The sequence below is a fragment of the Ruegeria sp. N7 genome (genome assembly GCF_056531345.1).
In genome coordinates this window covers 76,578-98,565 of sequence record NZ_JBQFLR010000010.1, presented here as the reverse complement: position 1 = coordinate 98,565, position 21,988 = coordinate 76,578, and the positions used below count along the sequence as shown (strand labels likewise).

At 58.6% G+C, this 21,988-nt stretch carries 26 protein-coding genes and 1 tRNA gene; 12 read left to right on the top strand and 15 right to left on the bottom strand.

The window, feature by feature from the left end:
- Positions 1 to 55 precede the first annotated feature (55 nt).
- Positions 56 to 859 (top strand): undecaprenyl-diphosphate phosphatase, encoded by an 804-nt coding sequence (locus tag ACR0ES_RS12795; RefSeq protein WP_480487073.1) that lies wholly within the window; start codon positions 56 to 58, stop codon positions 857 to 859.
- On the opposite strand, the gene ACR0ES_RS12790 is transcribed toward ACR0ES_RS12795, so the two are convergent.
- Positions 860 to 1,843 (bottom strand): complex I NDUFA9 subunit family protein, encoded by a 984-nt coding sequence (locus tag ACR0ES_RS12790; protein ID WP_480870893.1) that lies wholly within the window; start codon positions 1,841 to 1,843, stop codon positions 860 to 862.
- 201 nt (positions 1,844 to 2,044) lie between these two features.
- Between ACR0ES_RS12790 and ACR0ES_RS12785 the strand changes: the two genes are divergently transcribed.
- A tRNA-Leu gene (locus ACR0ES_RS12785) sits at positions 2,045 to 2,131 on the top strand.
- A 317-nt stretch (positions 2,132 to 2,448) separates the two neighbouring features.
- Here the strand turns inward: ACR0ES_RS12785 and ACR0ES_RS12780 are convergent.
- Positions 2,449 to 2,649 (bottom strand): hypothetical protein, encoded by a 201-nt coding sequence (locus ACR0ES_RS12780; protein WP_480773101.1) that lies wholly within the window; start codon positions 2,647 to 2,649, stop codon positions 2,449 to 2,451.
- Positions 2,650 to 2,754: 105 nt separating this feature from the next.
- Positions 2,755 to 3,708 carry an AraC family transcriptional regulator gene (locus ACR0ES_RS12775; RefSeq protein ID WP_480773100.1) on the bottom strand — a complete coding sequence of 318 codons (954 nt, stop codon included), beginning with the start codon at positions 3,706 to 3,708 and terminating at the stop codon, positions 2,755 to 2,757.
- A gap of 136 nt (positions 3,709 to 3,844) precedes the next feature.
- On the opposite strand from ACR0ES_RS12775, the gene ACR0ES_RS12770 reads away from it, so the two are divergent.
- Positions 3,845 to 4,366 (top strand): DUF4142 domain-containing protein, encoded by a 522-nt coding sequence (locus ACR0ES_RS12770; protein ID WP_480556396.1) that lies wholly within the window; start codon positions 3,845 to 3,847, stop codon positions 4,364 to 4,366.
- Complete coding sequence (locus ACR0ES_RS12765) at positions 4,366 to 4,713, top strand: cupredoxin domain-containing protein (protein WP_480487070.1); 348 nt, start codon at positions 4,366 to 4,368, stop codon at positions 4,711 to 4,713. The genes ACR0ES_RS12770 and ACR0ES_RS12765 overlap by 1 nt, the downstream gene beginning before the upstream one ends.
- Positions 4,714 to 5,701: 988 nt before the next feature.
- Here ACR0ES_RS12765 and ACR0ES_RS12760 read toward each other — a convergent pair.
- Positions 5,702 to 6,187, bottom strand: coding sequence for an RNA pyrophosphohydrolase (locus ACR0ES_RS12760; RefSeq protein ID WP_480773098.1), 486 nt, complete (start codon positions 6,185 to 6,187; stop codon positions 5,702 to 5,704).
- Positions 6,188 to 6,324: 137 nt separating this feature from the next.
- On the opposite strand from ACR0ES_RS12760, the gene ACR0ES_RS12755 reads away from it, so the two are divergent.
- On the top strand, positions 6,325 to 8,352 hold the full coding sequence (locus tag ACR0ES_RS12755) for an FAD-dependent oxidoreductase (RefSeq protein ID WP_480773097.1): 2,028 nt from the start codon (positions 6,325 to 6,327) through the stop codon (positions 8,350 to 8,352).
- A gap of 20 nt (positions 8,353 to 8,372) precedes the next feature.
- Here ACR0ES_RS12755 and ACR0ES_RS12750 read toward each other — a convergent pair whose 3' ends face one another.
- Positions 8,373 to 8,981 (bottom strand): LysE family translocator, encoded by a 609-nt coding sequence (locus ACR0ES_RS12750; RefSeq protein ID WP_480484578.1) that lies wholly within the window; start codon positions 8,979 to 8,981, stop codon positions 8,373 to 8,375.
- Between the two features lie 424 nt (positions 8,982 to 9,405).
- Between ACR0ES_RS12750 and ACR0ES_RS12745 the strand changes: the two genes are divergently transcribed.
- The gene (locus tag ACR0ES_RS12745; RefSeq protein ID WP_209505110.1) at positions 9,406 to 10,311 is read left to right on the top strand and encodes a LysR family transcriptional regulator; all 906 of its coding nucleotides are present in this window, start codon (positions 9,406 to 9,408) and stop codon (positions 10,309 to 10,311) included.
- 52 nt (positions 10,312 to 10,363) lie between these two features.
- Here ACR0ES_RS12745 and ACR0ES_RS12740 read toward each other — a convergent pair whose 3' ends face one another.
- A complete protein-coding gene (locus tag ACR0ES_RS12740) occupies positions 10,364 to 11,281 on the bottom strand; it encodes a LysR family transcriptional regulator (protein ID WP_480484577.1) in 918 nt (305 codons plus the stop codon).
- A gap of 98 nt (positions 11,282 to 11,379) precedes the next feature.
- Here ACR0ES_RS12740 and ACR0ES_RS12735 point away from each other — a divergent pair, with 98 nt between their 5' ends.
- Positions 11,380 to 12,342 carry a sodium-dependent bicarbonate transport family permease gene (locus tag ACR0ES_RS12735; RefSeq protein ID WP_480487060.1) on the top strand — a complete coding sequence of 321 codons (963 nt, stop codon included), beginning with the start codon at positions 11,380 to 11,382 and terminating at the stop codon, positions 12,340 to 12,342.
- Here ACR0ES_RS12735 and ACR0ES_RS12730 read toward each other — a convergent pair.
- From ACR0ES_RS12730 to ACR0ES_RS12715, 4 genes are read right to left on the bottom strand one after another with little or no spacing between them, the layout of a single operon-like run.
- Positions 12,335 to 13,237, bottom strand: coding sequence for an OmpA family protein (locus ACR0ES_RS12730; RefSeq protein ID WP_480487058.1), 903 nt, complete (start codon positions 13,235 to 13,237; stop codon positions 12,335 to 12,337). The genes ACR0ES_RS12735 and ACR0ES_RS12730 overlap by 8 nt on opposite strands.
- Positions 13,234 to 13,806 (bottom strand): peroxidase-related enzyme, encoded by a 573-nt coding sequence (locus ACR0ES_RS12725; protein ID WP_267365930.1) that lies wholly within the window; start codon positions 13,804 to 13,806, stop codon positions 13,234 to 13,236. Before ACR0ES_RS12725 ends, ACR0ES_RS12730 begins: the two co-directional genes overlap by 4 nt.
- A 15-nt stretch (positions 13,807 to 13,821) precedes the next feature.
- A complete protein-coding gene (locus tag ACR0ES_RS12720; RefSeq protein WP_480547226.1) occupies positions 13,822 to 14,532 on the bottom strand; it encodes a GNAT family N-acetyltransferase in 711 nt (236 codons plus the stop codon).
- Entirely contained in the window at positions 14,529 to 15,251 is a 723-nt protein-coding gene (locus ACR0ES_RS12715; RefSeq protein WP_480870891.1) for a competence/damage-inducible protein A, read from the bottom strand. The genes ACR0ES_RS12720 and ACR0ES_RS12715 overlap by 4 nt, the downstream gene beginning before the upstream one ends.
- Positions 15,252 to 15,301: 50 nt before the next feature.
- Here ACR0ES_RS12715 and sfsA point away from each other — a divergent pair, with 50 nt between their 5' ends.
- Positions 15,302 to 16,033: a DNA/RNA nuclease SfsA gene (gene sfsA, locus ACR0ES_RS12710; RefSeq protein WP_480870889.1), complete on the top strand. Its 732-nt coding sequence runs from the start codon at positions 15,302 to 15,304 to the stop codon at positions 16,031 to 16,033.
- 55 nt (positions 16,034 to 16,088) lie between these two features.
- Here the strand turns inward: sfsA and ACR0ES_RS12705 are convergent, their stop codons facing one another.
- Positions 16,089 to 17,006, bottom strand: a complete 918-nt coding sequence (locus tag ACR0ES_RS12705) for a homocysteine S-methyltransferase family protein (protein ID WP_480773094.1) — start codon at positions 17,004 to 17,006, stop codon at positions 16,089 to 16,091.
- 274 nt (positions 17,007 to 17,280) lie between these two features.
- On the opposite strand from ACR0ES_RS12705, the gene map reads away from it, so the two are divergent.
- The gene (map, locus tag ACR0ES_RS12700) at positions 17,281 to 18,093 is read left to right on the top strand and encodes a type I methionyl aminopeptidase (RefSeq protein WP_480773093.1); all 813 of its coding nucleotides are present in this window, start codon (positions 17,281 to 17,283) and stop codon (positions 18,091 to 18,093) included.
- On the opposite strand, the gene ACR0ES_RS12695 is transcribed toward map, so the two are convergent.
- Genes ACR0ES_RS12695 through ACR0ES_RS12680 form a run of 4 tightly spaced genes read right to left on the bottom strand, consistent with a single transcriptional unit; the run spans position 18,081 to position 20,682 of the window.
- Positions 18,081 to 18,260, bottom strand: coding sequence for a hypothetical protein (locus tag ACR0ES_RS12695; RefSeq protein ID WP_267364635.1), 180 nt, complete (start codon positions 18,258 to 18,260; stop codon positions 18,081 to 18,083). The two genes, map and ACR0ES_RS12695, sit on opposite strands and share 13 nt — an antisense overlap.
- 25 nt (positions 18,261 to 18,285) lie before the next feature.
- Positions 18,286 to 18,921: an HAD family hydrolase gene (locus tag ACR0ES_RS12690; protein ID WP_480773115.1), complete on the bottom strand. Its 636-nt coding sequence runs from the start codon at positions 18,919 to 18,921 to the stop codon at positions 18,286 to 18,288.
- Complete coding sequence (gene rsmD, locus ACR0ES_RS12685) at positions 18,914 to 19,474, bottom strand: 16S rRNA (guanine(966)-N(2))-methyltransferase RsmD (RefSeq protein ID WP_480773092.1); 561 nt, start codon at positions 19,472 to 19,474, stop codon at positions 18,914 to 18,916. The genes ACR0ES_RS12690 and rsmD overlap by 8 nt, the downstream gene beginning before the upstream one ends.
- Positions 19,471 to 20,682 carry an NAD(P)/FAD-dependent oxidoreductase gene (locus tag ACR0ES_RS12680; RefSeq protein ID WP_480773091.1) on the bottom strand — a complete coding sequence of 404 codons (1,212 nt, stop codon included), beginning with the start codon at positions 20,680 to 20,682 and terminating at the stop codon, positions 19,471 to 19,473. The genes rsmD and ACR0ES_RS12680 overlap by 4 nt, the downstream gene beginning before the upstream one ends.
- A 99-nt stretch (positions 20,683 to 20,781) precedes the next feature.
- Here ACR0ES_RS12680 and ACR0ES_RS12675 point away from each other — a divergent pair, with 99 nt between their 5' ends.
- The 3 genes from ACR0ES_RS12675 (at position 20,782) to ACR0ES_RS12665 (ending at position 21,974) form a co-directional block, all read left to right on the top strand.
- Positions 20,782 to 21,267, top strand: a complete 486-nt coding sequence (locus tag ACR0ES_RS12675) for a peroxiredoxin (RefSeq protein ID WP_209598443.1) — start codon at positions 20,782 to 20,784, stop codon at positions 21,265 to 21,267.
- Between the two features lie 103 nt (positions 21,268 to 21,370).
- On the top strand, positions 21,371 to 21,616 hold the full coding sequence (locus ACR0ES_RS12670) for a glycine zipper 2TM domain-containing protein (protein WP_480773090.1): 246 nt from the start codon (positions 21,371 to 21,373) through the stop codon (positions 21,614 to 21,616).
- A 10-nt stretch (positions 21,617 to 21,626) separates the two neighbouring features.
- On the top strand, positions 21,627 to 21,974 hold the full coding sequence (locus ACR0ES_RS12665; protein WP_267364627.1) for an EF-hand domain-containing protein: 348 nt from the start codon (positions 21,627 to 21,629) through the stop codon (positions 21,972 to 21,974).
- The last annotated feature ends 14 nt before the right edge of the window (positions 21,975 to 21,988 follow it).

Below are 21,988 nucleotides of genomic sequence, written 5' to 3'. Positions count from 1 at the left end.
CCACCCTTATAGCCATACACCACATAAAAAACGTGGCGGCAGCACGGCAGGGCAGATGAGTCTTTTCCACCTGATTCTCGTGGCAATCATTCAGGGAATAACTGAGTTTTTGCCCATTTCGTCTTCGGGTCACCTGATCCTGCTGCCGAACTTGTCGGGCCTTCAGGATCAGGGTCAGGCCATAGACATCGCGGTGCACGTGGGAACTCTTGGTGCGGTCGTTCTGTATTTCTGGGCGGATGTGAAGCAGGCTCTTGCCGGGGTGCCGCGCGCCCTGACCGGCCGGACAGATACACCGCAGGCCCGTTTGGCTCTGGGCCTCATCATTGCGACACTTCCAACCGTGATTGCAGGTCTAATTTTGCATCTGACCGGGTTAAGCGAGGCCATGCGTTCGATCGCTGTAATCGGGTGGACGATGCTGGGCTTTGGCCTGCTGCTCTATTGGATTGACCAGAAAGGCCCCCAAAAGAAAGAGGCGTCTGATTGGGATATTCGCGATGCTTTCGTCATGGGGCTGTGGCAGGTTCTTGCGCTGATCCCCGGAACATCGCGGTCCGGGATCACCATTACAGGGGCACGTCAACTGGGCTATACCAGAGAAGACGGCGCGCGGATTGCCATGCTGATGTCAATCCCAACCATTCTGGCCTCTGGCACACTGCTTGCACTGGATGTGATACGCGACGCTGATGCGCAACTGGCCCGGGATGGGGCCATTGCCGCGGCATTTGCTTTTGTCTCAGCACTATTGGCGCTTAGCCTTATGATGCGACTGCTGCGCAGTGTCAGCTTTACGCCCTATGTGATCTACCGCGTCATTCTGGGCGCGGCATTGTTGTTCATGGCCTACAGCTGATCAGATACGCAGGTTTTTCGCCGAGTTCTGAATGTCATCATACTGCCCCGATGGGCGAAACTTCCACAGATATTCCGGCAGCACCGATTCCAGAGTGGTCGGTGCAATGCCTAGGTCCGCAAAGGACTTGGCCCCGTCAGTTACCACGTTGTCATGACGCAGATTCCTGACCTGATCGCGGGTCAGAATGTTGTTCGAGAACAGCTGGAAGCTGACGAATTTCGCAATATCCAGCACGCCCGCCATAATCCGGGCAGCAAAGAACGGCAGACCGACAATGATGCGCCGCCGGTGGATCACTTCAAGCATCTGCTGCATCAGGGCGCGGAAGGTTTTCACTTCCGGTCCGCCAAGCTCGTACACGCCCGGCTCTGCCTGCCCCAGAATACCTTTGACCGCTGCCTGGGCCACGTCATCCACGTAAACGGGCTGGAATTTGGTCTCTGCACCAACCACCGGCAGAAACGGACCCATGCGGGTCATCCCGGCGAAACGGTTGAAGAACTGATCCTCGGTTCCGAAGATAACCGAGGGGCGCAGGATCATGGCATTGGGCATATGCTTCAAAACACCTGCTTCGCCTTGCGCTTTGGTTTGAGAGTACTCGCTGGCTGAACCTGCATCTACACCAATCGCCGAGATGTGAACCATCCGTTCGATACCCTGCTGTGCGGCCAGGCGCGCAATACGCTCGGCCCCTTCGGCCTGAACGGCATCAAACGCGTTCTTGCCCAGTTCATTCAGCACACCTACGCAGTTCACGACGACATCGGCGCTCTGCATCGCCAGCGCGACCGAGGCGTCATCGCGGATATTGCACAGCACAGGCTCAACCTGTCCCACGACGCCGTAGGGTTTCACGAACATGGCTTCGTTCGGGCGTCGTACAGCCACCCGCACACGCCACCCCTCACTCGCCATACGTCGCGCGATGTAGCGACCGACAAATCCCGATCCGCCATAAATCGTCACCAGTTTCGACATGAGAGGGCTCCTGCTGAGAAATTGCGCTCTAGAACTAACGCTCGCAGGCCAGCCAAACAAGGCACTAATTCGCCGCGCCGGTCATGAAATACTCAGGCCAAAATCTCAGTTCGAAAACCGAATTCAAAAAACTTTCAAAATTCATTCAGAATCCGGTTGACGCCCCCCGCCAGTCAGCTTAAACGCCGCTCCACGACACCTGCCCAGGTGGCGGAATTGGTAGACGCGCTAGCTTCAGGTGCTAGTGTCCGTATGGACGTGGAGGTTCGAGTCCTCTCCTGGGCACCATTACTTCCCCAAAAATATATAAATTCCAAGAACTTAGCGGAAATTTCAGACCTGTAAAGGTGACACAAGAGGTGACGCAATGCCTCTAATCATCTTTGAAGCAGAAGCGATTCTGATCATGGCTAGATACACTGAACAAAAGAACTCCAATGGTGTTTGGTAATTTCGTAGGCGTGTTCCCCAAGACGTTCGAAAGCACTACCCCAAGCTAAGCAAGCGAAACAAACTCAATTTTGCTCTCCAAACGAAAGACCCCAAGGAAGCGACTGTTCTGGCTCAGAGAAAAGCCACCGAACAAGATGGGTTCTGGAAAAGTGTCAGAAGGGCCGAAAGAGTATTTCAGGTTGATGGGAAAAGACCCAGAAAGCAGGCAGGAAATGGTCGCGCTCGAATAGTCTGCCTGACGTCAGACAGAGGTTGAAAATGCCCAGTCCGAGAACAAAAGGAGGCACCATCATGGCGATGGCGGCGGGATTATCGATAAGGGCGGATATTTCTTTGGTGGCAAATAGCGGCAACTTTCTTCTCCGTTGTTTTGCGACGGAAAAGTGTGCTCCTCAGCAACAGGTACTTTTGAGCACTGTCGTTGGAATGAATGCATACCCGGCAACATTGCTGATCGTTCAGACCTGAGTGGGTAACGCAGAGGTTCGAAATCTGGCAGGCGGTTGCCCGATCTCTTTCTTGAATGCGCGACTGAACGCTGCTTCCGAGGAATACCCACTCAGATCCGCGGCCTCGGCAACACTGACACCTTTCTCTACCAACGCGCTGCGGGCAATCTGCATACGCCATGCAGTCACATATTGCATCGGTGTGATCCCAAGCTTCTCGGAAAACCGCATTGCGAAACTTGTCCGAGACAATGCCGCCCTGTTGGCCAAAGAATCGACACTCCACTGCGCTGTCGGGTCATTGTGGAACGCCGTCAACGCGCGGGTAAGATGAACATCGGCGAAACCTGAGAGTTTTCCCCCTGTTCTGGCGGTATCTTCGATATGGCACCGGATAGCCTGCGCAAAAATCGCCTCTGACATCTTCAGCGCTATCAAATCACCTCCAAAACGGCCGAACCCTGCCTCGGACCCTATCACGCGCAACGTCGCTTCCAGCCAATCGCTGGCCTCGGCGCCATAATCCCGGATGACAATGCTTGGCGGCAATCGGTCAAGCAACAGATGTCTTGATCCTTCGGCTAGTGAAAAATGACCACAAATCAGTTGGTTCTCCATGTTGGGGTCGTTACCGCCATACACCAGAACACCCTTACCATCATAGCCGGACCTTTCCAGCACGTCATCCAGCGGCAAGGCGTCTTCCGGGCCCGAAACACGACAATTCAACGTATGCGCCGCCCCGTGTGGAACCAGGACAAGATCGCCTTTGGTAAGGCGTAGCGCCCGATCTTCTCCTGCGACGCGCACCACGCACTCACCGCGATGTACATAGTGGAACCGGGCCACGTTCTGAAACGCCGGCACCTGGATCCCCCAGGGCTGTTCGCTAAGGCTGGTGCGGAAATACAGTGTCCCCTTGAGCGACAGGCGGGTCAGAATATCACTTAGCAGATCAAGCATGATTGCCGATATTACCAAGAGTTCGATATCTGTCTACATGTTCGAACGATAGGGCATGTCTTCTGGACGGCAGGTAATTCAAAGACAAGGCAAACTGTACGCATATCAGGGCTTCAATCAACTTTGGAGATTCCAGATGAAAACCGCTTTCCTTTCTGCTGCTCTTGTCGTCGTCGGCTATGCTGCTGTTGCAGATGAGAACAAGATGAACGATCTTGAGATCGCGCATACAGCGTACACTGCCGGTGAAATCGACATCCGCTATGCGCATCTTGCTCTTGCTGTGTCCGACAATAACGACGTTCGGGATTTTGCAAACACAATGATCCGTGATCATGCGGCCGTGAACCAAGCTGCTGGGGCGTTGATCCAACAACTGAATGTAACGCCCCAGGACAACGCCCTTAGCCAGGCCCTGGTTAAAGGTTCGGTCGAGAAACGCGATGAGCTGAGCGGGCTGCGCGGCAAAGCCTTTGATTGCGCCTACGCTCAGAATGAGCTCGCCTATCATCAGATCGTGAACAAAACGGTTGAGGACGAGTTCATCCCCAACACCACCGTTGAGCCGCTCACCAACCTGCTGCAGGATGCTCTTGCCACATTCAAACAGCATGAAGGCCACGCCGAACAGATGGTGTCTGGGCTGGATTGCGGCTGATGGCTGTACTGTCACGCAGAAAGTTTGGTGCCGTACTGGGTGCGGCACCGCTTACTCTTCTGGCTGGCGCACAGGTTGCGTCCGCCGGGGCAACCAGCCATCAGGTTTCCATTCGCAAATTCAAGTTCGCGCCTGAGAAACTCGAAGTTTCGGTCGGTGATGAGGTGATCTGGACCAATCTGGACATCGCGCCTCACACCGCAACGGAACAAAAGATGCAAGACTGGGACACCGGACCGCTAGAGCGGAACGAAAAGGCAGCCGTGGTATTCGACAAACCCGGGGTTTATACCTATTTCTGCGTGTTTCACCCGCATATGAAGGGGACTATCATAGTGAAAGATTAATCAGCGGCTAAACGCGGGGAATTGAGCGTCGCCGTGTTTTGATTTCTTCATCAGAGTCACCTCATTCACCCGTAAAAAACCTACGTCCAAACGCCCCAATTATTCGGTGAGATTTCCACCCGGCGCGTTTGGTAATACGATTACAGCAACATCAGACCACACTCATCACTCAGCAATCAGACACCCGCAGACGCGTGCCAGGCAAATGAGTATTCCAATGGCTTTACACCCGGCGTGCCTGTTCAACCCGCGGCCGAAGAATACGAAAAGCACACCTGCAAGAACGAGGGAGTGTCAGAGGCAGAGTATACGCGCGAAGTTGTCGTGATATTCGGTGGCGGACCAATTCCATTCCTATGATCCTGCTGTTTTGTCACGTTTTCCTTTTGGATTGAAATAACGCGTCGCACCCGAAGAAATCGCACGCCATTATGCGCGGCGCCTTCAGATGCACTGGTTGGTCACCGCAGGGTTATTGTGTTGAATTCGGGCCTTCAGGATGCTTTCTGCTTTGGCCTTCTTAAGAGGATTACGGGTCTATTTCCCCACGATCAGCTGGTGGGTGCGGTCTCTCAAATCACAGATTTGAATCGATGTTTCTGGATGCGATTTTGGGAAAAACGACTAAAAGTTCACGGTTGTTTACTCCACCAGCTTGGAATGCGTTGCCGACTTTGGCCCCAAGATTGTGGCCGGAATTGGAGTAAATTTGGTTTATATCTGCGTTTATGCCTCAATTTTGGCGACGGAGAGCGGCCGCTATTCAACTTGTTGTTATATTGAAGAGAAATGTCGATCACAAAGGCGTTATTTTTCCGATTTCCGTTGCGGCACCCTTGGTACCTTACGCCCTGTTCAGTGATGTGAATTGTGGCACGGCTTTGAAATCCAAACCGTCCAAGGCATTTGCCAAGCGAATCCCTACGCCGCCCGCATTCCGAGGCGTGATTGTGTTCGCAATAGGGCCATTACGGTTCAGTCGCCGCTGTTACGACAGATGGGCCATGAATGCCTCGACCACACGCTCATACACATCGCGCTTGAAGGGCACGATTTCCGCGATCAGCTGGTCGGGCTCTTGCCATTTCCAACGGGTAAATTCCGGGTGATCAGTTTCAATGTTGATCTGATCGTCGGCGCCGGTGAAGCGCAGCAGGAACCATTTCTGTTCCTGCCCGCGATAGCGACCTTTCCAAATGTGGGGCACGATGTCATGGGGCAGGTCATAGGGCAGCCAGCCCTCGGTTTCGGCGATGATTTCGACCAGATCAGCCGTGACCCCGGTTTCCTCCCACAGCTCTCGCAGGGCTGCGTCGCGGGGATCTTCGCCCTTGTCCACACCGCCCTGCGGCATTTGCCAGGCGTCTTGTGGGCCGTCGTTTCGCATACCCACAAAAACCCTCCCCTCGGCATTCATCAGCATCAGCCCGACGCAGGGGCGATAGGGCAGTTTGGCGATTTCTTCGGGGGTCATGCGCGGCCTCATCGGGTTGTTCCGCCCACCTCTAGCAATCACCGGCGCCACAGCAAAGAGGGTGACGTGGGGTTTCGCGTGACAAAGTTGACGCGAACGTCAATCTAGCGGGCAAATTCTGGAGGGAGAGTTCCGCCATGACTGCGTACCCGAATATGCTGGCCCCGCTGGATCTGGGCTTTACTACGTTGAAGAACCGCGTGCTGATGGGCTCGATGCATACGGGGCTTGAGGAAACCGGCGACTGGAACCGGGTGGCCGAGTTCTATGCCGACCGGGCGCGGGGCGGCGTGGCACTGATGGTGACGGGTGGGATAGGTCCGAACCTTGAAGGCTCGGTCCTGCCGGGGGCCTCGATGATGGTGAGTGAAAAGGACGTGGCGCACCATTCCATCGTGACGCAGCGCGTACATGACGCAGGCGGCAAGATCGCGATGCAGATCCTGCACGCAGGTCGTTATGCCTATGGGCCGAAATGCGTGGCACCCAGCCCGGTGAAATCACCCATCTCTCCGTTCCCGCCCACTGAGCTGGATGAAGAGGGCATCGAGAAGCAGATCAGCGATATCGTCAACGCCGCCGTACTGGCGCAAAAGGCAGGTTATGACGGGGTCGAGGTCATGGGGTCGGAAGGGTACTTCCTGAACCAGTTCCTTGTGACCCATACCAACAAGCGCACCGACCGCTGGGGCGGGTCTTATGAGAACCGGATGCGTCTGCCGATCGAGGTGGTGCGCCGCACGCGCGAGGCGGTGGGCACCGATTTCATCATCATCTACCGGCTGTCGATGATCGATCTGGTACCCAACGGATCGACCCATGACGAGGTGGTGCAACTGGCGCAGGAGATCGAAAAAGCCGGGGCCACGATCATCAACACCGGCATTGGCTGGCACGAGGCGCGGATCCCTACCATCGCCACCAGCGTGCCGCGCGCGGCCTTTGCCTGGGTGACCAAGAAGCTGATGGGCAAGGTGGGGATACCGGTGATCACATCGAACCGGATCAACACCCCCGAGGTGGCCGAAGAGGTTCTTTCGACCGGCTGCGCCGACATGGTCTCGCTGGCCCGCCCGATGCTGGCGGATGCAGATTTCGTGGCCAAGGCGATTGAGGGTGAGGCCGCAAAGATCGCGCCTTGCATTGCCTGCAATCAGGCCTGTCTGGATCACACGTTCAGCGGCAAGCTGACCTCGTGCCTCGTGAACCCGCGCGCCTGTCATGAGACGGAGCTGGTGATTGAACCGGCCAAAACGCGGAAATCCATCGCCATTGTGGGGGCAGGTCCTGCCGGTCTGTCGACCGCAATGATCGCGGCCCAGCGCGGCCACGATGTTACCCTGTTCGACCGCGCTGATGAGGTCGGCGGGCAGCTGAACATGGCCAAGCAGGTGCCGGGGAAAGAAGAATTCTGGGGTCTTGTCGACTGGTACCGCACCATGATGGATGAACTGGGCGTGAAAGTGGAACTGAACCGCGAGGTAGGCGCAGATGACCTGACCGGCTTTGACGAGGTGGTCATCGCCACCGGTGTCAGCCCGCGTGATCCGCAGATACCGGGGCAGGATCGGGACAACGTGCTGAGTTACATCGACGTGCTGCGCGGCAAGGCCGAGGTTGGCAAGTCTGCTGCCGTGATCGGGGCCGGTGGCATCGGCTTTGATGTGTCCGAGTTCCTGCTGGAAGAGGGCCACAGCGCCACGACCGACCTGCCGCTGTGGATGAAGGAATGGGGCGTGACGGACCCGGCTGAGCACCGTGCAGGGTTGGCGCCCGAGGGGCCGCAACCCAGCGCGCCCGCACGTCAGGTCACCCTGTTGCAGCGCAAGAAACAGGCGCATGGCAAGGGTTTGGGCAAAACCACTGGCTGGATTCACCGGGCAACGCTGAAGATGAAGAACGTCAATTTCGTGGGTGGCGTGAATTATGAACGCATCGACGATGACGGCCTGCATGTCAGCTTTGGCGAAGAGCGCGCAGACCCGACGGTGATCGCGGCCGATACCATTGTGTTATGTGCCGGTCAGGTGTCCGAACGGTCACTGGCGGACGCGCTGATCGAGCGGGGCATCACCCCCCATGTGATCGGGGGTGCGGATGTCGCCGCCGAGCTGGACGCCAAGCGCGCGATCAATCAGGGCACGCGGCTGGCGGCGAAGTTCTGATCGCCCCGGTTTAGCGTTTCCTAGTCGGACAGCGCGAGTTTTGCACCCAGTGCGCCAAAGGCCGTTGCAAAACTCCGCCTGATCCACTTCATCACCGTTGGACGGCGGATCACATAGTCACGGGCCAGTGCTGCGCAGCCCCCGTATCCGACGAAGACAACAAAGGTCATGGCCATAAAGGCCAGGGCCAGCTGGATCAGCGCACCCCCTGCGTTCGCCGTGTCGGCTGGCAGGAACTGCGGCAGAAACGCCAGAAAGAACAGCGACAGCTTAGGGTTCAGCACGTTGATGAGCGTTCCCGTGATGGCAATCTTGAAACTGCTTTTCGCGGTCTTGTCGGCGGTGACATCCAAGGCGCCGCCACTCCTGAGGATGCCCCACGCCATGTAGAAAAGGTAAATGACACCAAGGTATTTCACGAGCTGAAACGCCACGGCACTGGTGTGCAGCAATGCGGCAAGCCCGACGATACTGGCCACGGCAGCGGGAACGATTCCCACTGTGCATCCGACCGCGGCGGCAACGCTGGCCCGGAAACCGCGGCCAAGGCCAACGGCCAGTGTGTAGATGACACCGGTGCCTGGCAGCAGCACGACGATCATGGATGTGATGAAGAATTCCAGTGACATTCAAACCCCCTGCAAATGCGCGCAGGGTCGCGAACATCCGCGAAGATGTAAATAGCGATCGGTCCGGGAACAGGGGTTGCGGCCCGGTGTCGCCGCTGGGCGGGGTGGTGAAACTTCGCTTTGAAAAGGGTTTTCGGGGTACCGTGTCCCCGGCCAAAACACCGGGACAGGGCAACGACGATGAAACCGGATTTCCTGACCCCCTCTGTCGTCACAAAAATGCCATTCTAAGATGAACAGAAACGTATGATTGCGTGGAAAACGCAGTATCGCAGGCGTCGGGGCCGGTTTGGAAACCACTGTTTCTGCGTTTCTCATACGCAAACGATCCGATTCAAATCCCTGATATTATCCCATGTATGCCCCGATTCCGCCCAGATTCAGAGCGATAGTCGGGTTGGAAATCAAGATCTGGGGAACGAGAATGGACCGACTGACCGAAATGGAAGCCTTCGCCAACGTGGTGGACCAGGGTGGCTTCACCGATGCGGCCAAGAAGATGGGCATCTCCAAATCGGCCGTGTCCAAACACGTCTCGAGCCTCGAAGCGCGTCTGGGAGCCCGGCTGCTGAACCGCACCACGCGCCGGGTGTCGCCGACAGAAATCGGCCTGGCCTATTATGACCGCGCGCGTCGCGTTCTGAATGATGCGGGTGAAGCGGATTCGCTGGTCACATCGATGCAATCGGCCCCGTCCGGACTGCTGCGCATCAGCGTAGCCACGGATTTCGGTGTCAATCACCTGTCGCCTGTCCTGTCCGATTTCCTGGCCGTCTACCCCGACATCACCGTGAACATGGTGCTGAACAACCGCTATGTCGAACTGATTTCCGAAGGATTTGATGTGGCCGTGCGCATCGGTGAGCTGGAAGACAGCACGTTGCGCGCCCGCAAGCTGACCGAAACGGTCAAACGCATGGTCGCCGCGCCCAGCTATATCGAACGGTTCGGGCGCCCGCAGAAGATCGACGATCTGAACGAACACAAGTTGCTGCACTATTCCAGCCAGTCGTCAGGCAATGTCTGGAAACTGACCGCACCGTCTGGCGAGAAGCGTCAGGTGCGCACCGCGGGTTGGCTGAGCGTGAATGACGGCCAGTCGCTGCTGAACGCGGCCATCTCGGGGCTGGGGATCGCGTATCTGCCCAGCTATCTTTATGCCGAAGCGTTGAAATCGGGGCGGGTTGTCGATGCCATGCCGTCCCTGCCGGACGAGGTACAGGGCATTTACGCCGTTTATCCGCCCGGCCGCTTCACACAACCCAAAGTACGGGCCTTCATCGATTTTCTGGTCGACGCATTCGAAGACAAAAGCCCGATGGATTGGTAGTTTCTCCCTGAAGACCAACCTTTGGCCCGCATGTCAAAGTGCGGGCCTTTTTTTATGAACCGATCACCGTCAGGCCGATGGATCGCGCGGAAGAGCGTAGGCTTTCCATCAATACGTTCTGGCCCGGCGGCGGCGTTTCGGCATTGCGCGCCAGCAATGCGATATCGCGATTGGCATTGGGAATGGACAGCGGGCGCAGCCGTACTTCGTCGCGGTAAATGCCCTGTCTGCGGGCAAACAGATCCGGCAGTACCGCAACCCCAACCCCCGAGGCCGCCATCAAGACAATGGAATCAAGCGTTGTGCCTTCATATTCATCCGAAACCACGCCACCGCATTCGGCTGCCAGCGCATAGACGATGCGCGACAGGCGGTGGCTTTGGTCAAGGGTCAGGAACAGCCGGTTCTGCAAGTCGGCCGCTCTGACGCCCTGTGGGTCCTGCGCCAGAACGTCGTCAACGGCCACCGCAACCCAGAGGGGTTCGTTGAACAAGCGGTGCTGAACGGTATTGGGGTGATCCTCGGGCGTTGACAGGATCAGATCAAACCGACCGGATTTCAGACCCTGTTCCAGATCGCGGGTGTTTTCCTCGCGCACGACAATGCGCAACCCCGGGCGCAGGCGGTGCACCTCTTTGATGGCTTGCGGCAGCAGGTACGGCCCGATCGAAGGCAAAACGCCCAGTCGCAACCTTCCTCCGACAGGCATATCGTTGGTCATGGCGTGGCGCAGGTCCTTGACCTCGGCAAGGATCTTTTGCGCGCGCGAGATGAACTCTTCCCCCTTTGTCGTCACCTGAATTCCGCCGCGGTTGCGGTCAAAGATCCGAACGCCAAGCTCTTGTTCTACGGTCGCAATTTGCGCTGACAGGCTGGGTTGGCTGACATTCAGCACCTCGGCGGCCAAACTGAACCGCCCGAGGCGGCTGACCGTGACGATGTATTCCAATTGGCGCAAGGTTGGACGCATTTCATAGCCTGAAACTATGTTAAACTTAAAAAGATAGTATTTGGCGAAATCAATTTTGCAAGGCACCTAGCCCTGAAACGAGGGATCAGGAGACAAGTATGCCCGGAGTGATCGAGACGCTGTCCAGCAATCTGCTGGTGCCCACCATTTTGTTTTTTGCCCTAGGGCTTCTGGCGGCTTTTGTGCGCAGTGATTTGTCTATCCCGGCGGGCGCGGCCAAGTTCATGTCGCTTTACCTGCTGCTGGCCATCGGGTTCAAAGGCGGTGCCAGCCTGGCCGCGCATGGCATCCACCTGCAACTGTTCCTGACCCTGCTGGGCGGCGTGGCCCTGTCCTTTACCATCCCCTTCGTGGCCTTTGCCCTGCTGAGGGTTATGACACGGCTGGATGCGTTGAATGCAGCGGCGGTCGCAGGGCATTACGGCTCGATTTCGATTGTCACCTTTGTCACCGCCACCAGCCTGTTGGATCTGGTAGGTCTTGCCCATGACGGGTTCATGGTGGCGGTTGCGGCAGCGATGGAGGTGCCGGCCATTCTGTCGGCGCTGTGGCTGGCGCACAAGACCAGCGGCAATGGCGTCAAGGATGACAAGCTGTGGCGTGATCTGCTGGCCAATGGATCGATTGTGCTGCTGACCGGGGCGTTCCTGATCGGAGCCATAACCGGGGGTGAAGGCATGCAGATGATCGCGCCTTTCATCGTAACGCCTTTCACTGGCATCCTGTGCCTGTTCCTGCTGGATATGGGGCTTTCGGCTGGGCGCAGCCTGATCAGCAATCGCGACAAACTGTCGGTTGGCCTGTTCGCCTTTGGCGTATTGATGCCCCTGATCGGCGCGCTGATGGCCTGGGCCGTCGGTGCGGTGATCGGATTGCCGCAAGGCAGCCTGTTCCTATTCATGGTGCTGTCGGCCTCGGCGTCTTATATCGCGGTTCCGGCCGCCATGAAAATCGCACTGCCAAAGGCCGAGGCCGGGATTTATCTGACCCTGTCGCTGGGGGTGTCCTTTCCGTTCAACATCACGGTCGGACTGCCGCTCTACCTGTGGTGGGTCAGTTGACGAGCAAGACCGCCTCGACCCGGCGGTTCAGCTCGCGCCCTTCGGGGGTTGCGTTCGAGGTGAGCGGGGACAGATAGCCGACGCCCTGCGCCTCGATCCGGTCGGCGGCCACACCATGCGCATCAATCAGACGGGTGCGGACCGACTCGGCCCGGCTTTTGCTGACCGCGATATTGGCCTGCAACGCGCCGGTGTCATCGGTGTGCCCCACCAGCGCTAGGCGCATCTTGGGGTTTTCGGCCAGATACCCGGCCAGCAGGGTCAGAGAGGCGTATGTCCCTTCGCCCAACGCAACCTCACCGGTTGGGAAATGCAGATCGTCCAGTATCACGTGACCCGATGTTGCCAGCGCCTCAATCAGCCCGCCCGACCCCTCGACTGCCTGTTCGATCACGACCGGAACAGGGTCCGGTGCATTCTGGGGTGTGACGCGGATCATCTGGACATACCCGTCCGGGGGGTTGCGGCTGACCAACAGGCTGAGGGCAACAGGCCCCTTGGTGGCCGACAGGAAACGGTAATCCTGAATGGCGACATACATGTCCGGGGTCGGAACGACCTCGGTGCCAAAGCGGAAATCGAAGCCGCCACAGGCGCGGGCATCACATTCGAACAGAATCTTGTAGCCCTGCGCCTCGATCTGGTCGCGCAGCGGGGTCAGAAGCTGAAGGGTTGTGCTTGAGCCCGCCTGAAGCCGCCACGTGTAGCGTTCAACCCGGCCTTCGAGGGTGTCAGCAGGCACCGCGCCATTCGCATAAGGCCCCGTTGGCAGGTCATAGCTGTCCAGCGGCGAGGTACGGTCGCTGATCTGGCGGGCGCTGGCTGGCAGGGTCAGGTCCTGCGCCAGAACCGGCCCCGCCAGCAGCGTGGCGATAAGGGCGGCTGATCGGATCATCGAAACTGCGCGTGATACTCGGGGTTGGGTACCATTGCCGTGGCACTGGCCACCCGGTTGGACATGTTGAAGAACCCGGCAACATTGGCGATGTCCCAGATGTCGCGGTCGGAAAAGCCTGCGTCGCGCAGGTTCTGGCGGTCGGGCTCTTCGATCTCGGCGCTGGCGGTTGTCATTTTGGCGGCAAAGTCCAGCATTGCGCGCTGCCGGGGCTCGATCGGGGCAACGCGGTAGTTCATCACCAGCATCTCGCCCAGTTGCGGGTTGCCCGAAAGCTGCCGGACCGCCGCACCATGCGCGACCAGACAGTAGAAGCACTTGTTGATCGACGACACGACTACGGCAATCATCTCGCGCTCCAGCTTGGACAGGCCGCTGTTGGCCAGCATCAGATCGTTATACATCGCCGTGAACGTGTTCAGCTTGTCGATATCGAAGGCGTTTGCCTTAAGCACATTCGGCACCATGCCCAGCTTTTCGACACAGATATCAAAATATTTCTGCGTTTCCGGCGGCAGCGGATCGACCATGGGCAGGTTCAGCGCGGTGGGCATGTCTTTCTGTGTCATGGCGACCCCTTTTGTTCAGACAAGGTGACGGTAATGGTATTCACTGGCGATCTCCATCCCGAGGGCGCAATAGAGACCATTGGCACCTTCATTGGCCTTGGTGCAGATCACACTGAAGGTTTGAGCGCCGTTGTCACCTGCCCAAATCGCCGCGGCGCGCATGGTCCACTGACCCAGCCCCTGACGGCGGTGCGCGGGCAGGATTTCAAGCGCATGCAGCATCGCGACATCGCCATGCATCGCCACGAAGGCTGCGCCGCTGGGTTGGTCGTTGTGGCGCAGCAGCAGACCGGTTTTGGGACCCTTCGCGCGCTCCATCACCGCCAGACGTTCGGGCCCGATCCCACCAGCTGCCCAGATTTCGCGCATGATTTCAAGCGGCTCCCAGACCGAAAACACCATGACCGGAGGGATCGGCTGATCGGTGAGGTGAGAGACGGGGCACGTATAGATGTTGACCGGATCAAGGATGTCATATCCCCGTTGCGCCAGCTTTGCATCCAGCGCCTCATCCCCCGGGCGCAGGCAGAAGATGGATTTCTGCCCCATGGCCTGCATCGCGGCCTCGGCCGCGTCGATATCTGCATCGCTGGCCCGGGCCAGCGCATTGGCCGCAGAAACACGCGAGCCGCCGCCCTGCCCTTCGCGCAGCTGAAACGGCCCCAGCCTGCGATACCGCGCGGCAGGCCATGTGCCGTCGACGATGTCCGCCCAGTCGCCTCTCAAAGCGCAAGCTCTTTCGCCAGACGGGTCATGGCCGCGTCAATCCGACTGCCATCGGTGCCGCGTACCACCACGTTGGCCCCAAAGGCCCCGTTGATCTGAAACGGATAGCAACCGATGGACAGATCGCTGAAATCCTCGGCCAGCGCGGACAGGTTTGCGGCGATATCGCCTTCGCCCCGGTCCACGCGCAGGGTTTGCGACAACAAGGGGCTGCCACCGGTCAGTGTGGGCAGGACGCTGGCGACCATGGCCTGAAACACCAGCGGTACCCCGGCCATCACATGCACGTTCTTCAGGGTGAAACCCGGCGCCGTCGAGACCGGATTGTCGATCAATGTCGCGCCATCCGGGATACGCGCCATGCGCAGGCGGGCAGCGTTCAGTTCCAGCCCGGATTTGTCGTAATGCGCCTGCAACAGCGCGCGCGCGTCGCCGCGAATGTCAATCGGGGTATCGAAGGCGCGCGCAATGCAATCGGCGGTGATATCGTCATGGGTCGGGCCAATGCCGCCGCTGGTAAAGACCGTGTCGTGGCTGTCAGACAGCGCTTTGACTGCCGCTTCGATGGCGGGGGCGTCATCGCTGACGATGCGGACCTCTTTGAGATCGATGCCGTGTTTTGCCAGTTCCTGCGCCAGAAAATGCATGTTTGCATCGCGGGTGCGGCCCGACAGGATTTCGTCCCCGATCACCAGCATTGCTGCGGTTGGATTGGCCATGGCGCGGACTCCTCTTGATCGTCTTCAGGGGCAGGTATAGGCCGTGAGACATGCGTTTTGAAACCCCTCTTGTCCCCGCCCGTCTGATCCGTCGCTACAAACGCTTTCTGGCCGATTGCCGTTTGGAAGACGGGCACGAGGTGACCGCCCATTGCGCCAATCCGGGATCCATGATGGGGCTGGCCGAACCGGGCCAGTTGATCTGGCTTGAGCCCAGTGACGACCCAAAGAAAAAGCTGAAATTCGGCTGGCGGCTGGTGGATCACGAAAACGGGCATTTCACCGGGGTTGACACATCCGTCCCGAACCGGGCATTGCGGGCGGCGCTTGCGGCGCGCGAGATCCCCGAGCTGGCAGCCTATGACACCGTCCGGCCCGAGGTGAAATACGGGCAAAACAGCCGTATCGATTTCCTGCTGAGCGGCCCCGGCCTGCCAGATGCCTATATCGAGGTCAAAAGCGTGACGCTGTCCCGCCAGCCCGGTCTGGCCGAGTTCCCCGACAGCGTCACCGCCCGCGGCACCAAACATCTGGGCGATCTGGCACAGATGGCGGCGCAGGGGCACCGGGCGATCATGCTGTACCTGGTGCAACGCACCGATTGCGACCGGTTCGCGCTGGCCGCGGATATCGACCCGGCCTATGCGGCGGCGTTTGAGGTCGCGCAGGCGCAAGGGGTAGAGCGGATGATTTGCGGGACGCGGATTGCGCCGGATGGGGTTTGGGTTGACGTCAGTACCTTTCCAGTAATCAACCAGCATGACCCTGGCCTGTTGACGTAGCCCAAAATGCGCGCGATTGACTAAGGAGCACTGATTGAGACTGTTTGGCGCGCGTCTAAGACGCAGCAACCGCTTGTGCCATGAGTTTCAAATGCCTCATATCTGTACCGCAGCACCCTCCTATCACTGAAATTGACGGGTTGTTATGCACGACGTCCGCAATCTCTTGCCCAAGCACATGGGGGTCACCTTCGTCCAATTCCTCGGCCTCATCCAGTTCCGCATGAGAGCAACTTGATGCGTTTGCGACAACGCCTCTTAGTCTTGGATGGCGATTTAGCGCACCGGAAAAGTGGGTCGGATGGGCACAATTGACCATGAAGAACTGCGCAGCCGCATCCGTGGCGACATCGATTTGATCCAGCGCGTCTACAAGCTTTGTTCCATCAGCCAGACACCCGTCGGTTTCAACTACCAATGACATCACTATCGGTAGTCCAAAATCCTGCGCAGCCAGAATGCAGCCCGCTGCTTCGCTAGGTCTGTTGAACGTATAAGCTGTCACCAAGTCGACGCTGGTTTGTTTCAAAACGGCAAGCTGCGCACTGTGATACTGACGGGCATCATCGATCGACATGGCCGGAACGTCCGCATAGGGATCGTGGCGTGGGCCGACGCAGGCGGAAACCAAAACGTCATCTCGACCAGCGCTCTGACGCACGTCTTCCATTAACGCGACAGCATCCCGGTTTATTTCATCCAGTTGTTCGGCATCGTAACCCAGAGGAGCAGCCCGATCAGCATTGGCCATCCAAGTCGGTGCATCAAGTATGCAACCCACCTCCATCTCGCCCGCCAACTGAACAAGCGCGTGCATCTGACCTGCAAGGACAGAACGGGTTTCTGGGTTCTCTAGCAATGGAAATGAGGCAAATCCCGGCAAATCTATGCCGTGGTTAAAGATCAGATCCGTGCCAGTTCCGGCAAAAACCAAATACTTCTTGTCTGTCTCGTGCGGGAGCTGTCGTGGCACTTCAGTGCGCTCCTTAGTTGTTGGAGTTCATCGCAACAATAACAGGGCAGAGGCTGTCTGTGAAATTTGCTGTGTAAACTGAACAAACACCAAACCGTTATGCGTCAACGCAATGGTCGATGGGTCAAACCGGATTTGAAACCTAACTGCAGTTCAAGTTCTTGAACTCTCGTGGTTCTGCCCCATGTGCCGCCTGATACACTGCGCCCTCTGGTACTTTCTGCACAAGCAGCGTAAAAGAAGTGCCGCGCGTAACAATTGGAGCTTTGCGTCGATGAAAGAGCATCGTGGCCGCCTGACCAAGGACGGTATCCGCATCTATGAACAGGGTGATTTTGCCGGGATGCACGCGGCGGGCGCTCTGGCGGCGCGGATATTGGATGATATCGCCGCGCATGTCTTTCCCGGTCAGACCACGGGTGCGCTTGACGGGCTGATCACGCAGATGGTCGAGGATGCGGGCGCGACCTCGGCCACGATCGGCTATAAGGGGTATGAACACGCCAGCTGCATCAGTGTGAACCATGTGGTCTGCCACGGTATTCCCGGTGACAAGAAGCTGAAGGATGGCGATATCCTGAACATCGATGTGACCGTCATCGTGGATGGCTGGTTCGGTGACACCTCGCGCATGTATGTGGCGGGCAAGCTGCCGCGCAAGGCCGAGCGTCTGATCCAGGTAACCCATGACGCACTGTTCAAGGGCATCGAGATGGTCAAGCCGGGCAACACGTTCGGCGATATCGGCCATGCCATTCAGGCCTATGTCGAAGCGCACCGGATGAGTGTTGTTCGCGACTTTTGCGGGCACGGTCTGGGCCGCGTGTTCCACGCGCCGCCGAATGTGCTGCATTATGGCCGCCCCGGCACAGGCGCGGTTCTTGAGGAAGGCATGTTCTTTACCATCGAGCCGATGGTCAATCTGGGCCGCCCCGAAACCAAGACACTGGCCGATGACTGGACCGCCGTGACCCGCGACAAGTCGCTGTCGGCACAGTTCGAGCATTCGGTGGGCGTAACGGCGGATGGGGTCGATATCTTTACCCTGTCACCGGGCGGCAAATTTCACCCGACCTATTCGTCCTGATCGGCGGCCTGTTCGCGCAGGAGTTTCAGCAGCATCGTCTCAGCCCCCCAAGGGGTAACCGCATCGTGGATGAACACCGGCGCGCGCAGGGGCTTGGGGTCAGGTTTCGCCATGACCTCGGCGTCGCGGGAGACTGTCCAGACAAAGGGTGTCAGAGCATGATCCATGGCTGCACCCTAGCACAGTTGGGGGTCAGAGTCCCAACAGCGGGTGCGCCTGTGACATATCCGTGATCACCTCGGCCCCAAGATCGGCCAGCCTGTCACCACCGCCATGCGGCGCGTAGGCCAGACAGCGCATATTGGCCCGGATTGCGGCTGTAACGCCATTGTGGCTGTCTTCGATGACCACCGGGGCCTGTGCGCCAAAATTCTCGGCCGCCAGTTGGAACATCTTTGGATCAGGCTTGCCGGTGCCAAGCACATGGGCCGAGAACATCACATCTTTGAACCGGTCCCAAAGCCCATTCTGGCCCAGCGTGATCTGCATCTTGTCCGGGCTGCCGTTTGAGGCCACGCAACAGGGGATGCCCCGCTGATCCAGCGCCGCAAGCAGGTCCTCGACACCCGGCACCAAAGGCACACCGGCGCGCAGGCGGTCGTAGGTTTCGGCATAGACCTGATCAATCCAGTCTTCGGGCAGATCAGCGCCCATTCCACGCGCCTTGTCGCGCACCCCGACCATGGTTCCGCCCACAAACAGGGACATGCATTCGGGCAAGGTCAGGTGCAGGCCATAGCCCGCCAGATTGTCCGCCAGCACCTGGTTCGAGATCACCTCGCTGTCGACCAGAACGCCATCGCAATCGAAAATGACCAGATCATGCACTTTGATCACCGTTCCGCATCAATGAAATATACGTGTCGCCATATTTGCGGCTTTCGTGCAACGTGAACCCGGCCGGAGCCTGCATCCGTGAGTTTTCTTCCCAAACCAGCAGCGCATCATCCGCGATCCAGCCATTGGACAGCGCGGCAATGGCTTTCTGACCCATGGCCTTGCCATAGGGCGGGTCCAGAAAGATCAGATCGTAGGGTGCGCCCGGATTTTCGCCCAACCGGGTTGCATCCCGGCGGATCAGGTCGGTGCGCCCGGCACTGCGGGTCAGGTCGATATTCTTGCGGATCAAACCCTGCGCCACGCGCCCGTCATCGACGAAGGTGACATGCGCCGCGCCGCGTGACAGTGCTTCGAGCCCGAGCGCCCCGGTGCCAGCAAACAGGTCCAACACGCGCAGGCCGTCGAAATCGATCTGATGGACCAGCACGTTGAACAGGCTTTCGCGCACCCGGTCGGTGGTCGGGCGCAGATGTGCGCCCGCATCGCCCTTGCCGATGGGGGTCAGGGCGCGACCGCGGAACTCTCCGGCGATGATCCTCATGCCTTGAGCAGCGGTTTAAGGTCTGCATCCGGGTCAGCCACGACGGCCGGGTCTGCCGTTTTTCCCATCTCGATCAGGCGCTTGCCAACCATATAGGCGCGCGGATCGTTCATCGCGTCGACCGCAATCAGCTTGTCACCGTTGTAATACCAGAAGGATACGGTCTGCCCTTCGCCCTGCCGCGTCACCACGCGGTCATATCCGGTGTTCAGGCCCGCGATCTGAAGCTTGACGTCGTATTGATCCGACCAGAACCACGGGGTTGCCACATAATCCTTGGCCGCGCCCAGCATGTTCTGGGCCACGATCTCGGCCTGATCAATGGCGTTGGGGACGCTTTCCAGACGGATGCGGCCTTCGCCATGCGGAAAAGAGGCGCAATCGCCAGCCGCCCAGATCGACGGGTCGGACGTGCGGCCATGGGCGTCGGTCCTGATGCCGTTATCCAGTTCCAGCCCGGCCATCTCGGCCAGCTGGGTCGCGGGTGCAATGCCGACGCCAACCACTACAAAATCAACGTCCAACTTTGTGCCGTCGGTCAGAACCGCGCCGGTGACCTTGCCGTTTTCGCCGATCAGACGATCCAGCCCGACACCCTCGCGGATGTCAGCGCCGTATGCACTGTGCAACGCGCGGAAATAATCGCTGGTCTCGGGCGCTGCGACCCGTTGCAGGATACGGTCGGCCATTTCAATCAGAGTGACCTTGACGCCGCGCTTGGCGCAGACAGCGGCAGCTTCGAGCCCGATATACCCGCCGCCCACGATCAGCGCGCGGGCGCCTTCGGTCACTTTGGGCTCCATCTCGTCGATATGGGCCAGATCGCGCACCACATGCACACCGTCCAGATCGCCACCAATCGCGGCAGGCAGGCGGCGCGGGTCCGATCCGGTGGTCAGCGCCAGTTCGTCGTAAGAGATAACCTCATCCCCCAGCGTGACCGTTTTGGCCTTGGGGTCGATACCGGTGACGCGCTGACCCAGACGCAGGGTGATGTTGTTTTCCGTATAAAAACTTTCAGGCCGCAGGAACAGACGCTCAAGCTCCATCTCGCCCAGCAGATAGGCTTTGGACAGGGGCGGGCGCTGATAAGGCAGATGCGGCTCGGCCCCGATCAGAGTGATTTCACCCTCAAACCCGTCCTTACGCAGACGGGCCACCAAAGACGCGCCTGCCTGCCCCGCGCCGATCACGACAATATGGCTCATGCTTTGCCTACCCCGCAGTTTTCAAGTGGTCACCGTGTTCAGACCACCTATATTGCGGCTAAGCCCAATTCTGCAAATCCAAACGACAGGAGCTGAATAATGATTTCAACAGGAGATACCCTGCCCGAAGCAACGCTGATCCAGATGGGTGCGAACGGGCCGGAAGAGGTGCGGATTTCAGACAAGACCAAAGGCCGCAAAGTGGTGATCTTTGCCGTGCCGGGGGCCTATACCGGCACCTGCACGACCGCCCATGTGCCCAGTTTCATCCGTACAAAGAAACAGTTTGACGCCAAGGGCGTGGACGAGATCCTGTGCCTTTCGGTCAATGATCCGTTTGTGATGCAGGCGTGGGGGCAATCCACGGGCGCGACCGAGGCAGGGCTGACCATGGTATCGGACGCGGCGGCAGAGTTCACCAAGGCCATCGGCATGGATTTCGACGCGCCGCCCGTGGGGCTTTTTGCGCGATCCAAGCGATATGCAATGCTGGTCGAGGATGGCAAAGTCACGGTGCTGAATATGGAAGAAAACCCCGGCGCCTGCGAAATTTCCGCCGGAGAAGGCCTGCTGGATGTGATCTGATTTTGATCGGCCCCGGTCCGACCGGGGCCTTTCGCCGCCAATTTAACTTGAAGCACCGCCCCAGAGCGCGAATACTTGGCGTATTCATACGGGGAGTTTTTTCATGAAACTTAACGCGTTCTTCCTATTACTGTCCGGCGCGGCCCTTTTGGCGGCCTGCGGACCGGCCCCAACCCCGCAACAGCAAGCCGCACGCCAGCACGAAATCGCCTGTCTGGGCGGAACGTTGGGCGGGGCGCTGATCGGGGGCGCCATCGGCAACCAGTTTGGTGGCGGATCGGGCAAGACGATCCTGACCGCGGCGGGCGCTGCCGCCGGCGGCATCGAAGGTCAGAGATTCGCGTGCTGAGGAGGTCGATATGAAACAGTTAAGCCTGGTGATATTCATGGTGGCTTTGGCCGGTTCGGGTCACGCCGAAAGCGTGGCTGAGCTGCACGAAAACGAGTTGAGGGCCATCGACGCCAACAATGACGGGTTCCTGTCCAAAGACGAGTTCGATGCTTTCTCGGATTACGCCTTTCAAACGATGGACGAAGACAGGAACGGCACTCTGGGTCAGGCCGAGGCCAAACCGTTCATGGACATCAAACTGTTCCGCAACGCTGACCGAAACGGCGACAACGTAATCTCAAGACCTGAATTTGACACCCAGATGGGTGAGGATTTCCTGTCTGCCGATCAGGACGGGAATGGTCAGCTTGATTAATGGCAGGAGCATGA

Excerpts from the sequence above, each read along its gene's own strand:
- ACR0ES_RS12795 (WP_480487073.1), top strand. The coding sequence starts at position 56 with ATGAGTCTTTTCCACCTGATTCTCGTGGCAATCATTCAGGGAATAACT.
- ACR0ES_RS12715 (WP_480870891.1), bottom strand. The coding sequence starts at position 15,251 with ATGGCCAATCCAACCGCAGCAATGCTGGTGATCGGGGACGAAATCCTG.
- ACR0ES_RS12790 (WP_480870893.1), bottom strand. The coding sequence starts at position 1,843 with ATGTCGAAACTGGTGACGATTTATGGCGGATCGGGATTTGTCGGTCGC.
- ACR0ES_RS12770 (WP_480556396.1), top strand. The coding sequence starts at position 3,845 with ATGAAAACCGCTTTCCTTTCTGCTGCTCTTGTCGTCGTCGGCTATGCT.
- ACR0ES_RS12730 (WP_480487058.1), bottom strand. The coding sequence starts at position 13,237 with ATGATCCGATCAGCCGCCCTTATCGCCACGCTGCTGGCGGGGCCGGTT.
- ACR0ES_RS12670 (WP_480773090.1), top strand. The coding sequence starts at position 21,371 with ATGAAACTTAACGCGTTCTTCCTATTACTGTCCGGCGCGGCCCTTTTG.
- rsmD (WP_480773092.1), bottom strand. The coding sequence starts at position 19,474 with ATGAGGATCATCGCCGGAGAGTTCCGCGGTCGCGCCCTGACCCCCATC.
- ACR0ES_RS12695 (WP_267364635.1), bottom strand. The coding sequence starts at position 18,260 with ATGGATCATGCTCTGACACCCTTTGTCTGGACAGTCTCCCGCGACGCC.
- ACR0ES_RS12740 (WP_480484577.1), bottom strand. The coding sequence starts at position 11,281 with ATGCGTCCAACCTTGCGCCAATTGGAATACATCGTCACGGTCAGCCGC.
- ACR0ES_RS12745 (WP_209505110.1), top strand. The coding sequence starts at position 9,406 with ATGGACCGACTGACCGAAATGGAAGCCTTCGCCAACGTGGTGGACCAG.
- ACR0ES_RS12665 (WP_267364627.1), top strand. The coding sequence starts at position 21,627 with ATGAAACAGTTAAGCCTGGTGATATTCATGGTGGCTTTGGCCGGTTCG.
- ACR0ES_RS12775 (WP_480773100.1), bottom strand. The coding sequence starts at position 3,708 with ATGCTTGATCTGCTAAGTGATATTCTGACCCGCCTGTCGCTCAAGGGG.
- sfsA (WP_480870889.1), top strand. The coding sequence starts at position 15,302 with ATGCGTTTTGAAACCCCTCTTGTCCCCGCCCGTCTGATCCGTCGCTAC.
- ACR0ES_RS12755 (WP_480773097.1), top strand. The coding sequence starts at position 6,325 with ATGACTGCGTACCCGAATATGCTGGCCCCGCTGGATCTGGGCTTTACT.
- ACR0ES_RS12725 (WP_267365930.1), bottom strand. The coding sequence starts at position 13,806 with ATGACACAGAAAGACATGCCCACCGCGCTGAACCTGCCCATGGTCGAT.
- ACR0ES_RS12735 (WP_480487060.1), top strand. The coding sequence starts at position 11,380 with ATGCCCGGAGTGATCGAGACGCTGTCCAGCAATCTGCTGGTGCCCACC.
- ACR0ES_RS12675 (WP_209598443.1), top strand. The coding sequence starts at position 20,782 with ATGATTTCAACAGGAGATACCCTGCCCGAAGCAACGCTGATCCAGATG.
- map (WP_480773093.1), top strand. The coding sequence starts at position 17,281 with ATGAAAGAGCATCGTGGCCGCCTGACCAAGGACGGTATCCGCATCTAT.
- ACR0ES_RS12680 (WP_480773091.1), bottom strand. The coding sequence starts at position 20,682 with ATGAGCCATATTGTCGTGATCGGCGCGGGGCAGGCAGGCGCGTCTTTG.
- ACR0ES_RS12760 (WP_480773098.1), bottom strand. The coding sequence starts at position 6,187 with ATGACCCCCGAAGAAATCGCCAAACTGCCCTATCGCCCCTGCGTCGGG.
- ACR0ES_RS12765 (WP_480487070.1), top strand. The coding sequence starts at position 4,366 with ATGGCTGTACTGTCACGCAGAAAGTTTGGTGCCGTACTGGGTGCGGCA.
- ACR0ES_RS12750 (WP_480484578.1), bottom strand. The coding sequence starts at position 8,981 with ATGTCACTGGAATTCTTCATCACATCCATGATCGTCGTGCTGCTGCCA.